11 protein-coding genes are annotated in these 12,810 nt (G+C 30.8%); 1 reads left to right on the top strand and 10 read right to left on the bottom strand.

From position 1 onward, the window contains the following. Nucleotides 1–138: 138 nt before the first annotated feature. From wecB to ACWV26_RS09100, 9 genes are all read right to left on the bottom strand, one after another. Nucleotides 139–1,308, bottom strand: a complete 1,170-nt coding sequence (gene wecB, locus ACWV26_RS09140) for a non-hydrolyzing UDP-N-acetylglucosamine 2-epimerase (protein ID WP_455898030.1) — start codon at nucleotides 1,306–1,308, stop codon at nucleotides 139–141. A gap of 28 nt (nucleotides 1,309–1,336) precedes the next feature. Then, nucleotides 1,337–2,245, bottom strand: coding sequence for an ABC transporter ATP-binding protein (locus ACWV26_RS09135; RefSeq protein ID WP_455898029.1), 909 nt, complete (start codon nucleotides 2,243–2,245; stop codon nucleotides 1,337–1,339). A 14-nt stretch (nucleotides 2,246–2,259) separates the two neighbouring features. Beyond that, nucleotides 2,260–3,063: an ABC transporter permease gene (locus tag ACWV26_RS09130; RefSeq protein WP_455898028.1), complete on the bottom strand. Its 804-nt coding sequence runs from the start codon at nucleotides 3,061–3,063 to the stop codon at nucleotides 2,260–2,262. Continuing rightward, entirely contained in the window at nucleotides 3,060–4,337 is a 1,278-nt protein-coding gene (locus ACWV26_RS09125; protein WP_455898211.1) for a nucleotide sugar dehydrogenase, read from the bottom strand. Before ACWV26_RS09125 ends, ACWV26_RS09130 begins: the two co-directional genes overlap by 4 nt. A 66-nt stretch (nucleotides 4,338–4,403) precedes the next feature. After that, nucleotides 4,404–5,207, bottom strand: a complete 804-nt coding sequence (locus ACWV26_RS09120) for a glycosyl transferase family 2 (protein ID WP_455898027.1) — start codon at nucleotides 5,205–5,207, stop codon at nucleotides 4,404–4,406. A 52-nt stretch (nucleotides 5,208–5,259) separates the two neighbouring features. Next, complete coding sequence (locus tag ACWV26_RS09115; protein WP_455898026.1) at nucleotides 5,260–7,974, bottom strand: glycosyltransferase; 2,715 nt, start codon at nucleotides 7,972–7,974, stop codon at nucleotides 5,260–5,262. Further along, a complete protein-coding gene (locus ACWV26_RS09110; RefSeq protein ID WP_455898025.1) occupies nucleotides 7,961–8,218 on the bottom strand; it encodes a hypothetical protein in 258 nt (85 codons plus the stop codon). The genes ACWV26_RS09115 and ACWV26_RS09110 overlap by 14 nt, the downstream gene beginning before the upstream one ends. A 46-nt stretch (nucleotides 8,219–8,264) precedes the next feature. Then, a complete protein-coding gene (locus ACWV26_RS09105; RefSeq protein ID WP_455898024.1) occupies nucleotides 8,265–9,539 on the bottom strand; it encodes a glycosyltransferase in 1,275 nt (424 codons plus the stop codon). Beyond that, nucleotides 9,536–10,792, bottom strand: coding sequence for a glycosyltransferase family 4 protein (locus ACWV26_RS09100; protein ID WP_455898023.1), 1,257 nt, complete (start codon nucleotides 10,790–10,792; stop codon nucleotides 9,536–9,538). The genes ACWV26_RS09105 and ACWV26_RS09100 overlap by 4 nt, the downstream gene beginning before the upstream one ends. 301 nt (nucleotides 10,793–11,093) lie before the next feature. Here ACWV26_RS09100 and ACWV26_RS09095 point away from each other — a divergent pair, with 301 nt between their 5' ends. After that, complete coding sequence (locus ACWV26_RS09095) at nucleotides 11,094–12,044, top strand: LCP family glycopolymer transferase (protein ID WP_455898022.1); 951 nt, start codon at nucleotides 11,094–11,096, stop codon at nucleotides 12,042–12,044. A 59-nt stretch (nucleotides 12,045–12,103) separates the two neighbouring features. Here ACWV26_RS09095 and ACWV26_RS09090 read toward each other — a convergent pair whose 3' ends face one another. Continuing rightward, on the bottom strand, nucleotides 12,104–12,709 hold the full coding sequence (locus ACWV26_RS09090; protein WP_455898021.1) for a M15 family metallopeptidase: 606 nt from the start codon (nucleotides 12,707–12,709) through the stop codon (nucleotides 12,104–12,106). Nucleotides 12,710–12,810 lie beyond the last annotated feature (101 nt).

The raw sequence follows: 12,810 nt of genomic DNA, 5'->3' as shown, positions 1-12,810 counted from the left end.
GGTGGATTATTTTATCTTTAATATAAAGTTAATTTTTGAGGTGTATCTCTTATAAAAAATACTCCTATCTATTCGCATGTATTCTAATATTGCGAACAATAGGAGCATTTTTTCTATTCATTTCAATTTAATTGTTTTCTATACTTTTAAAGAATTTTCTTCATTTTTTTCAAAGAGATCTGGCATCGTATCTCTTATTCCAAAATGATAAAGTAATGTTTCAACGATACGTTCAGAAGCATGACCATCACCATATGGGTTTGAAGCTTTCGACATTCTTTCGTATTCTTTTGGATTCGTAAGTAATTCTTTCGTCAGTTGATAAATCGTTAATTCATCAGTACCAGCAAGTTTTAGTGTTCCAGCATCAATTCCTTCTGGTCTTTCTGTAGTATCTCTTAGAACTAATACCGGAACTCCAAGAGATGGTGCTTCTTCTTGAATCCCACCCGAATCAGTCAAAATGATATGTGCTCTAGATAAAAAATTATGGAAATCAATTACTTCCAATGGTTCAATTAGATGAATTCTTGGATCTTCTCCTAATATTTCATCTGCGATTTCACGAACTGCAGGATTTAAGTGTACAGGATACACTACTTGTACATCAGCATGCTCTTCCACTATTTTCTTAATTGCTCTAAACATATGTCTCATTGGTTCACCAAGATTTTCCCTACGGTGAGCAGTTAAAAGAATCATCTTATCTTTTCCGATTTGTTCTAATATTGGATGAGTGTAAGATGATGAAACAGTTGTAGATAAAGCATCAATGGCTGTGTTGCCTGTTATAAAAATAGAATCGCCTTTTTTATTTTCATTTAATAAGTTTTGAGCAGCCTTTATAGTTGGTGCAAAATGAAAATCTGCAATAACTCCTGTTAATTGTCGATTCATCTCTTCTGGGAATGGTGAATATTTGTCCCAAGTTCTTAATCCAGCTTCAACATGACCAACCGGAATTTGATTATAAAATGCGGCAAGACTCGCAACGAATGTTGTTGAAGTATCCCCATGCACTAGCACTATGTCAGGTTTTACTTTTTGCATTACTTCATTTAATCCTTGAAGTGCACGAGTCGTTACGTCAACTAGTGTTTGACGATCTTTCATAATATTTAAATCGTATAGTGGATGAATATTGAATACTTCGAGTACTTGATCAAGCATTTGACGATGTTGAGCAGTTACAGTAACAATTGATTCAATTTCATCATGATGTTTTTCTAATTCCAGTACTAATGGGGCTAATTTAATCGCCTCTGGTCTAGTACCAAAAATAGTCATAATTTTTACTTTATCAGCCATCTAGAACCTACACCTCAATTTGAATTAATTAACTAAACATATATGCTGCACTTGCAATAACAATAAGCATTATAATAATCATCTGTGAAATGAATAAGAAATTCAATCCGCTTTTTTGATTGCTTGGTTCAACTGCTAAACTAGCCCCTGCTTTGTATTGTTCTTCTAGCAATTTGGAGCGATTCAATTTCTTTTCTTCTTCACTCAATGAATTAAACCATGCTATAAACTTTTTATATTCTCCAACCACTTTTTTTGTTTCATCGAACATCTTAATTTGTCCAAAATGCACCCACATCACGCGATCGCAAAATGCTTGAATTTGGGCCAATGAATGACTTACAAAGATGATTGTTTTCCCTTGACGTTTAAACTCATTGATCTTATTTAAGCATTTTTGATAAAATGTCTGGTCTCCAACGGACAATGCTTCATCAACTATTAAAATATCAGGATTGGTATGAACGGAAATCGCGAATCCTAACCGAGATTTCATACCACTCGAATAATTTTTAACTGGTTGATTAATAAAATTTCCGAGATCAGCAAATTCGATAATTTCTGATTTCAAATTAGCAATCTCTGCATTAGATAGCCCATGCATTAAACATTTCATATTGATATTTTCAATACCGGTTAATGAGGCATTTAAGCCTACAGAGATTGCGATTAAAGATGTTTCTCCATCAATTTCTATTGTTCCTTGGCTAGGTGGAATTACTTGTGCTAAAAGATTTGAAAGCGTAGATTTACCTGAACCATTCAAGCCGATAATCCCAATAGCTTCACCTGCAAATACTTCAAAATTGATATCTCGAAGTGCATAAAATTGATCACGGTTTTTCTTGAGTGAAATAATATCTAATAATTTATCAGATTGTTTACTATATAATCTGAAGCTTTTTGATACGTTCGTAAGTCGAATTTTCGGATTCATTTCTTTTCCTCCGATTATAGGTAATCAACAAATTTGTTGCGGAATTTAATATGCAAATAGGAACCAATTGAAAGAATTAATATACTAATACTCCAGAAATAGAAGGTATATGGTAATTCCTCAAAGAACCAGTGCCCACCTAATAGTGAATATCTAAATCCTTCAATGATGTAAAAGAGAGGATTTAATTTTAATATATTTACAATTGCATCTGGAAAATTATGCACATTCCATACAATTGGTAAAAAGAACATTAAGAGTCTTACAACAGATTGTACCATCATTTGGATATCTCGTATGATTGTCGTAAGAGTTGATAACAGTAACGTTATTGCAAATAAAAAGAAATATAAACAAATTAAATAGTAGAAAATTTGGAATAAGTACACTCCAGAGAAAATACCATATATTAACGCAATTACTATTGTAATAAGAATCATTGGTAATAATGAAATTGAATTTCCTACGATTTTTATTGTTGGTAGAACACTTACAGGAAAATGCATTTTAGATACTAAGTTAACTTTTGAATATATACTATTTGTCCCTTGCGTAATTGTCTTGCTGATATATAGCCAAGGAACGAGCCCAATGATTAACCATAGGAAGAAAGGGGTTCCATCAACTGGATGCCCTTTTCTAATTCCAAGCCCGAAAATTAACCAATATACTAATATTTGTATAATAGGATTAATTACTTGCCACAATGCACCAAAATAGTGCATTGTATATTTACCTTTTTCTTCATATAAACTTAATCGAAATATTAAGTTTATGTGAAGCCATTGCTCTTTCAATATCTGCCAAGCAAAGTTCATACAACAGTAACTTCCTTCTTAGCAAATTTAAACAAATTTCCATAGTTAATATATTCAACATCATCTGAAACATTTTGAACAACATTTTTGGTATCAAAAATTCTTTTATGAGACATTTTGTCAAAATCAGATGTACCAAAATGTTTAAATTCATCATGATCTGAAAGTATCACTACTAAATCTGAGTTATTGACCGCTTGTTCTAGATCTTGAGTTACCCAATCTAGTTTAATATGAGGATCATATGCACGTACTTCATAATCACCTTGATATTTCAACATATTATAGATTTCTAAAGCTGGACTTTCACGAATATCATCAACGTTTCCTTTGTATGTTAGACCAAATACAGTAACAACTTTTCCTTGGACATTTTTCATTAATTTATTGACATTCTCAACAACATAATCGGGCATTGATGTATTTATCGTACGAGATAGATTGATTAATTGAGCAGTTTCTGGAGCTTTTGCCACGATGAAATACGGATCAACTGCTAAGCAATGACCTCCTACCCCTGGTCCAGGTGTATGTAAGTTTACACGAGGATGTTTGTTTGCCATTTTAATAACATCAAGCGCATTAATTTCTAATTCATTACAAACTTTAGCTAATTCATTTGCAAGTGCTATATTGACATCTCTAAATGTATTTTCCATTAATTTTGACATTTCAGCAGTCTTGGCATTCGTTTTAATAATTTCACCTTTTACAAATGTGCTATATACTTTAGCCCCTGCTTCTGTACATGCAGGTGTAACTCCACCAACAATTCGATTATTAAATATTAATTCATGAAGTATTTGTCCTGGTAAAACTCTTTCTGGACAATGAACTAAGAAAACATCTTTACCAATTACAAATCCTTCTTTTTCAATTATTGGTTTGATAAAATCATCCATACTTCTAGGCGCAATTGTTGACTCAACAATAATGGTATTTCCACTTTCAATATATGGCAAAACTGATTTTACAGCATTGATTACATAAGTTAAATCACAAGATTTATACTTATCATCGTTATTTGGTGTTGGTACAGAAATAATGAATGTATCAGCTTTTTCAGGTGTAGTTGCAGCTCTAAAAGTGCCTTTTGAGATTACTTCTTCTAAAGCTTCTTGTAATCCTGGCTCTTCTATATGGATTTTCCCATGATTTAATGAGTCAATAACTTCTTTTTTAACGTCTACACCTACCACAAATACATCGTGTTTTGCAAACATTATTGATGTTGGTAATCCAATATATCCTAAGCCAATCGTACATAATTTCATCATTATTTTCCTCCAATTTAAAAGTTAAATATTTTCAAGTTGTATTATGGTGAATCTATAAATGTCTTAAAACTGTTTTAAATAGTTAAGAGTTTCCTCTTTACTTAGTGGGTTATGGCCCTGTTCAAGATTCTGATAGAATTCAAATCTTATTTTTTTCTCATCGAAAAACTCTTTTATTAAATTTAATCCTGAAATAAAAGGTAATAACTGATTTTTGACATCATTAGACCAGGATAAATTTTGCAAATAACAAATTTCAGGAACATATTCGATACTTGCATAGAATGCAATAATTTCTAATCTTTCTTTATATTTACTTTCAATTATTGTGCGATCTAACCCTGGATATGAAGCAAGGTACATTTTATTCACATGTGTTTGGTAATACTTCGGTACAAAAACTTGAGGGTTATTCACTAAAGCTTTTGTACCTCTAATGAGACCTGCTAGATATAAGGATAAAAATCCCCCTGCAGAACTCCCATAAAACGTTACATGGCTTTTTTTAACTTCTAACTTTCGGATTATTTTTTTCAAAATTAAGGATAAATCTTCTATATAAAACCTTTCTTGAGTTCCTTGGCCCCATCCCAGATTTATCTTTCCTAAATATAGTGTTGGATCATTATAGATAATGATTGATTCATCTATATCTTCTATCCATGAATGTCTTTGAAATACAGGTAATGACATCTTTTCAGAGTTGTAAGCACCATTTCCAAAACAATACAGTTTATTGGAATTAACCTTTAACCTTATCAAGAATTCAAATTTGACATTTTCCCAATGAACCGTAAGTTGGAATGGAGAATTATAGATAAAATCAACTTTATCTATATCCGTCATAGCGAGTTCTATTTTAGTCAATTGTTCTAGCAGTTTTCTCACCTCCTTTCAAGGAATGAATTGAAACTGTCTATTAACCTATTTTGGAATAATTTTTAATTATTTTTCTGTATTTTCCCTTTTTGTATAAAGATTGGAACGCCTCAATATCAGGAGTACTATGTTTAATGTAGTCATGATATAAAGAATAAATTTTATAAAGCGTGTCGATTGCCTCTTTTTGGTCCTGCTCATTAATTTTTTTAATTCGAATCAGATACCAGTTTCTGAAATAGAAATTAAATCTTTTTTCCATATATAAATCCAATAAATCATTTTGGATTAAGAATGGTAATCTTTCTTTTTCCAAAGTGTAGTATTTATCAAAGAATTTTTTTGTAATAGTGTTAGTTACAGAGCCCGTTACAGCTGCATAATAAATATGAATATCTAAGTCAATCACAGCTCCTCTAGTTGAATGCAATAATAACTCTTGGAAAAATAACGAATCTTGTCCACCAGCTTTTTCTACCATTTTCAGCTGATTTTCTGTAATAACATTTGTTTTTACAATTAAAGCCTGTATACTTTGAGTTCTTAATGAAGTATCAATTAGCAATTGTTTAGGATCTTCGAAGATTCTACTATGAATTGATTCAGTTACAGTTTGATAATATCTAAAATGACTTACTTTGCTGTTATCAAACTTAAGCATATTTCCGATTGCTATATCAAACTTTGGATTGTTTATTAAATAAGATAATAATTTTGCATAACCATCGTTTACCGCTTCATTATCTGGATCTAAATAGGTCACATATTTACAATTAGCGAGTTCTACTCCTCTGTTTCTAGCCCTTGATGCACTTCCGCTGCCGCCTTCTGGGAAATAGTAAGTAACAACATTTGAATTTTCTCTTGCAATTCTCCTAATGGTTGTTAAAGTATTATTATCAGTTGATCCATCATCAACCATAATTATTTGCATTTTTTTGAATATACTGCTTCTTTTTAAGCTATTAAAACATTTATTCAGTAGATATTTTCCGTTATTGTATACCGGTACAATCACAGATAATTCATAATCTTCATATGCCTTTTCGGACTCTTGAACTCTTGAAGAATTGAATTCAAAATGATCAATACAATAACCTTTTTTACCTGAATAGTTGTTTTTCTTACTTAGCAATTCTTCAGTAGTGAATGCATCTGCCCAAATAACAGTTTTGTATTTATCGTTAATTTCATTAATATAATTGTGTTCAATACCCTCTATTAAATTATGACCATCGTAGTAACTATCTTTAGTAATAAAGTCTGAATCAGTATATTTAAATGCATTAACCATATCTTCTAAATAGAATTCATGATATTGATATTCGGAGTTAAAGAATGCGATTATGTCATATTGTGATTTTAGATTTTCCGTTAGTTCTTCTTCATCAATTAAATCTTTTTCTGGATATGTTTGATTATTAAAATCCTGAACAATATTTTCATTTATTGAGTTTGCCACAACAAGTACTTTCCTTGAAAAGTTATGTTTGTCCATACCAATTTTCCCTAATAGTTCATCAAAACGTTCGAATGTTGTATGCGAAGACATTACATTTCGTATTCCTTGAGCCTGATGTTTATACACTTCTTCATCACTAAAACCATTAAGAATATCTCTAACTTCGTGTCGATCATTTACAATGAACACATTTGGAAACTTATCATTCACGCCAACACTATAATTTGAAATAATAATGTTACCAATTGCTTGAAGCTCGTAAATTCGATTCGCAAACATTGTTTCACTAAACTTAACGGAGTTTAGGTTAATTGCCCAATCATATAATTTATGAACTTTTTGAAGATATTCATGTTCAATGGATGGTGATATATATTCTAGATACTCATGAGGAAAGAAATAATTCACTTTATTTAAATAGAAATTCCGATCAATAATCTTTAATTTACGGTTACCGCTAATTACACCTTCGAAAATTTCAATAGTTTCCTTTTGTCTATCCTGGTATTTGTTTAGCCACGAACCTGCAAAAAATACACCCGAATCTTTTTTATTCATTCTTGTACCAATTGGATTATGATAAAGTGGATTGACACCAAATTCTAATACAAATACATTTTCGTGCTTACAAGCTGTTTTATAGCTTTCAACTTTTTCTTCTGCAGTCGTAAATACATAGTCACATTTCTTTGCAATACCTATAAATTTTTCGTAATTTACAGGATCTTCTTTCGAATAGAAAACAGTCTTCACTTTATTTTTTTTGTAGAAATTAATAATTTTATATAATTCTTTTCGTTTAGCTGATTTCTCATTCGCTAACCCAACCCAGCTACCATCCAAGCCTCTCCATGCACTGACAACAAATAAAATGTCTATTTTGTTTTGATACTGTTGATAATTAGCTATCGTAATAGGAAAGAAGTTTGCAACATCTTTATATGATTGATATAAAAACTCGTCAGCTATTATGCCAACTCGTATTGAACTTTTTTGATAGTATCTACTCCCATTACTTTCTGGGATTTTGTCTAATATTGGTTTTATTCGTTCAAAATAATCTAAATCAGCAACCTGTTCACGATAATCTAAATATTCTTGTTTATTTTTTTTCTTCGGAGATGCTACATTTAGCTGATATAGAAGCAAAGAATCTTCGGAGATTGTTTCAGGCAATTCTCCATTTTTTTTCAAATAATCTATTTCGTATTTTTCCTTTTTAATATCATCTTCAAGAATGATTCTTTTCGATTGAATCTCTTTCAGCTGTTTTTCAATGTTAGTTATTCTCATTTTTATTGCCTCGCTTAACTCTTTTTAACAATTTCCAGTATCTGTAAGTCAATTTACCTAACTTAGAATGGCTGATTGCCTGATATTTTGATTCCAGTCTTTGATATGAAACTAGTAGATTTTCATGTTCAATATAAATTCTTAAAAGCTCTTCTTGAAACATTACCTTAGATCTTTTTTCGTGGATTAATAAATCGTTTAAAGCCTCTATTTCATTTGAAATCTCTTTTGTTTTAACTTCCAACAATAGCACTCCCAATCATTGATGACCTGTGAACCCCTAATTGGTTTTAAGAGACTCTTGCATAAACATTGATAAACAATTCTCTCTCATTTTCCCAATTAAATAATTCACTTGCTTTTAAACTGTTTTCACTTAATCGGTTTCTTAATGCTTGATTTGCCATTAATTTGTTAACAGCAGTAGCAATTTCTTCTGGTTTATGTGAATCAATACAAATCCCTGTCTCTTCACCTTCAACAACTCTCTTAATTTCTGGGAAATCACAAGCAACTACTGGTACACCAGCCATCATATATTCAAATAGCTTATTAGAAGAAGCTGAATAATGATTGTAATTAATGTTGTTTAATACTTGGAAACCTAAATATGCGTTTTTTGTATATTTAGGTAATTCACTTAAAGGAACTTTTGGTAAAAATTTCACTTTGGCTTGAAGATTCATCTCTTTTACCATTTTTATTAATTCAGGTTTGATCCGTCCATCACCGATAAGTACAAGTGTCCCTTCATCAAATTTCGGTACCGCTTGAATTAATTTGTCTAATCCCCGACCCGCTTGTATTCCACCTTGATAAAGAAGTATTTTTTCATTTTCAGGTAGCTGAAGAATCTCATGAAGGTCTACTTGTGTATCAACCATTTTATTTTTTATAAACGGATAGTTGTGAACTACATTAGGATAAAAACCATAAAGAACTTCATTGTATTTTGCACGTGTGTGGTTTTCGACAATCATAGTATCCATTCTATTAATGAAGAATTTCTCCATTTTGCCATAAATTGAGCTATCATATCCGGTTCTGCTTGTTTGCACTTCATGAGAATCATATATTAATGGCTTTTTAAAAAATCTACATTTAGCGCAGAGATAGCCTTGAGGTAAAGTATTTAAATCATTTGAATGATAGATATCGTATTTTTTCATTCTTCCTTTTAAAATCATGCGCGCAATAATACAGCCTCTTACAACTCCTGTTTTCAGTTTTGTCTTTAAAATAATTGCTGCAAATAACGTAAGCGGAAGAATAATTAGCGGTAAAAAATAAGCTATGAATAACCAAATAATTGCTGCTAGACCACCAACCAATTTGTTCTTCTTACAGTATTGGAAAGCTGTAAATATTAAAGGATATCGCCTCACCCGATATACATTGAAGTGATCATTTCTTTTTTCAACATATTTCATATCTTTATCACTAGGATCATGGATACAAACAAGGTCCACATTATATCCCTTTTCTGATAAAGCTGTGCATTCTCTGAGTACTCTAGCATCATTTGTAAAATGGTTCCAAACAAACATACATACGTTTTTTCTCATAGTCTGATATCCTTATCTATTTGATTTAGTATAGTTACAGGTTCTTTTTGTTGTTCTTTTTCTTGAAGAATTGAAGTTACACTTTCAATATTTTTTTCCCAAATAAAATGTTCGTTTATTAAGTCAATTCCATTATTAGCCAATTCCTCACGTAATTCAGGACTCTTTTTTAGTAATAAAATATATTTGGCAATTTCATAAGAATCACGTTTTTCAGAAACAAAACCTGTTTTATATTTTTCAATAACCTCTTTTGAATATCCAGATACTGCTGCTACAACTGGAATTCCACTTATCATGTAATCGATTAATTTACCTGGTAACACAGTGTCAAATACGTCAATGTTATTTAACGAAAGTATTCCTACATCATGCTCGGCATTTAGTTTTAAACATTCCTCTCTGGTTGTAGGATTCACCATTGTGGCATTTGTCAATTTATTTTCTTGGATAAATCTCTTTAGCTCATTTTTCTTTTGACCATAGCCAACTATAGTTATCAAAATATGATTTTTGTTCAATTTACGTACTAAGCTTTTTAGAAATTCTACATCTTGTGCAAGCCCTATATTTCCTGTGTAGATAACTCTGAAAATTCGATGCACTTTTACTGAAGAATTAAGTTCGTATTCTCTTGCTGCATTTGGTATATAGGTAATTTTATTTGCACTGATTTTCGCTTTATTGATGATATAATCCTTAAATCCAAAACTATTGATGATAATATGCGTTGCTTTCTTATATAAAAAAATTTCAAGTATTGAGAAAAAGTTAATAATTATCTTTTTATTAAATACTCCTACACCTTTTAAAGACTCAGGCCACAGATCTCTGACATCTAATATAAACTTTGCCCTATACCTAAACTTTGCAATGATTCCTACAAAAGCGATGAAAATAGCTGGAGTTGTAACAAGTACAACATCGTATTTTTGTTTATTAAATAAAATGTAAAATAGCATTTTAATAGAAATCTCTAAGTAATGTATTAATCTATTTAGCATATTCAATGCGTATTTTCTATTTTTCACTTTTATTCTTTGAATTTTGATTTCATCCTCTAAAGTAGGATCATTCCAAAACTTTTTTTCATCATATAGATGCTTGTTAGGATAAGATGGTTCAGTTGTTAAAACAGATACATCATAGCCCTCGCTTTCTAATAGCTGAAAAAGGTTTTTCATACGATTTGCATGACTTCCAATTTCAGGGTAAAAATTTTGAGTAATCATCAATATTTTGGAATTTGCCAAACAGAGCAACCTCCTCCAACTTCATTTTTCAAAAAAAGATAAATAATTACGAACATTTAAGTTCTTTGTATCTGCTTTACGCGTTTATTGTAGCATAGTAATTTACATTATTTGTTAAGCTAATGAATGGGTTTTATTAACTATTTGTAAATAATTATTAATTTTCTAAATAATCTATTCTTTTTTAATACAATTCGTTCTATTTTAAAAGAAGCCACTTTTGCTTTTAAAATCAGATTTTCTCTCTATTTTAAAATGTTCTAAGTTGGATAATTTTACAAAAATTTTACGGAGGCGTGAAATGGCTTCAGAAGGTAGAAGAAGATATAAAAAGAAGAAGAAAATAGTGTGGAAATGGATTGTAGGCATTGCTGCATTGCTTGCATTAACCTTAAGTGGTTTTCTTTATGCAGTGTATAGTAATTTAACAGCTTCTATGAAGGAAGCTCATGTAAACATTAATAGAGATCAATCGAAGCATCGAGCAAACCAAGTGAGCTTCGATAAACGAGATCCATTTTCAATTCTATTATTAGGAGTGGATGGTCGTGAAGGAGAAATTGGCCGATCTGATACTATAATCGTATTAACAGTAAACCCAAATACGAAGAGCACTAAAATGTTGAGTATACCTAGAGATACATATACTGAAATTGTTGGTAATAATACATTTGATAAGTTGAATCATGCATATGTATTCGGGGGTATTAAAATGTCAATGGATTCAGTAGAAAAACTTTTGAATATTCCTATCGATTATGTAGGTGAAATAAATATGGATGGTTTTTCAGATATGATTGATGCAGTTGGAGGAATTACAGTAGATAGTCCACGTGATTTTGAACAAAATGGTTATCAATTTCATAAAGGAGAAAATAGATTAGACGGGAAAGGTGCATTAGCTTATGTACGGAATCGCCATGATGACCCTGAAGGTGATTTTGGACGTCAAAAAAGACAAAGACAATTAATATCTGGAATTATTCAAGAAGCTGGAACTGTAGATAGCCTATTTAATTATAAAGATATCTTCAATTCACTAGGAAAGAATGTCCAAACAAACTTGACATTTTCTGAAATGATGAAACTTTTACAGAATTATAAGGATTCAATCTCAAACATCGATCAATTACGGTTCGAGGATGGCAATGGAGAGATTATTAATGGGATTTGGTATTATAAAATGAGTGACATGGAGTTAAGTGAAATCTCCGGCAAATTACGAGAACAATTAGAATTGCCCCCAAATTAAATAAAAAATTTAAACCACTTATCAGCTTATTTATATTGCTTTTAAGTGGTTTTAATTTTTTACTGTATTGCTTCTTCCCTTTGATTTTCCCTTAAACGATACCCTTTTTCCAACATATCAATACTTAATCCAAATGTCATTTGCAAATGTGGATAATCTTTAAAACTAATCCAATCGCCACCCCAATCGAAGCCAAGTTCTTTTCCAATATCTGCTACTTCAAACCAATCTGATTTTCCATTCCCATTTCCATCATATTGTGTATTCCAAATAATATGACCACTTGCATCCAATAATGCATAATCGAAAGCTAATCCATAGTTATGAAAAGATTCTCCGGCTTTTGTATTTGTTACTATATTTCCTTTTGTTGTTCTTCCCTGTTGATATAATTCATTTTGTTTTTCAAAAGATCTGATTCCTTCAATTATTACAACATCAATATTTTTTTTCGCAGCTTCATTGATGAGCGTATTTTTCTTTTCCTCTACGATTGGATTTAATTTTGTTGGAATTGGAGCATTTTTTCCTAAATATTCATATTGATTTTGTATATTTAATTCCTTTCCCGGCTTGGATAAAAATGAAAAACTTAGGATAACCACAATACAAATTATAATAATTACGGTAAATGCTATAATTAATTGTATGTTTATTGTTTTCATGTCTATTCTAAAACTCTATAGTCCCCTTCTGTAACTTTTTATTTAAGTAATTCCCTAAATTCTAAATTTCAAAAATTAATTGTACCCATTTCAGTATTCCT

It is taken from the genome of Rummeliibacillus sp. JY-2-4R (genome assembly GCF_053847205.1).
Note: the sequence above shows the minus strand (reverse complement) of the source record. Positions and strands in the feature narration are given on the sequence as shown.

Bases quoted from the DNA above. Each gene is read 5' to 3' on its own strand.
- wecB (WP_455898030.1), bottom strand. From the start codon at position 1,308: ATGGCTGATAAAGTAAAAATTATGACTATTTTTGGTACTAGACCAGAG.
- ACWV26_RS09135 (WP_455898029.1), bottom strand. From the start codon at position 2,245: ATGAATCCGAAAATTCGACTTACGAACGTATCAAAAAGCTTCAGATTA.
- ACWV26_RS09130 (WP_455898028.1), bottom strand. From the start codon at position 3,063: ATGAACTTTGCTTGGCAGATATTGAAAGAGCAATGGCTTCACATAAAC.
- ACWV26_RS09125 (WP_455898211.1), bottom strand. From the start codon at position 4,337: ATGAAATTATGTACGATTGGCTTAGGATATATTGGATTACCAACATCA.
- ACWV26_RS09115 (WP_455898026.1), bottom strand. From the start codon at position 7,974: ATGAGAATAACTAACATTGAAAAACAGCTGAAAGAGATTCAATCGAAA.
- ACWV26_RS09105 (WP_455898024.1), bottom strand. From the start codon at position 9,539: ATGAGAAAAAACGTATGTATGTTTGTTTGGAACCATTTTACAAATGAT.
- ACWV26_RS09095 (WP_455898022.1), top strand. From the start codon at position 11,094: ATGGCTTCAGAAGGTAGAAGAAGATATAAAAAGAAGAAGAAAATAGTG.
- ACWV26_RS09090 (WP_455898021.1), bottom strand. From the start codon at position 12,709: ATGAAAACAATAAACATACAATTAATTATAGCATTTACCGTAATTATT.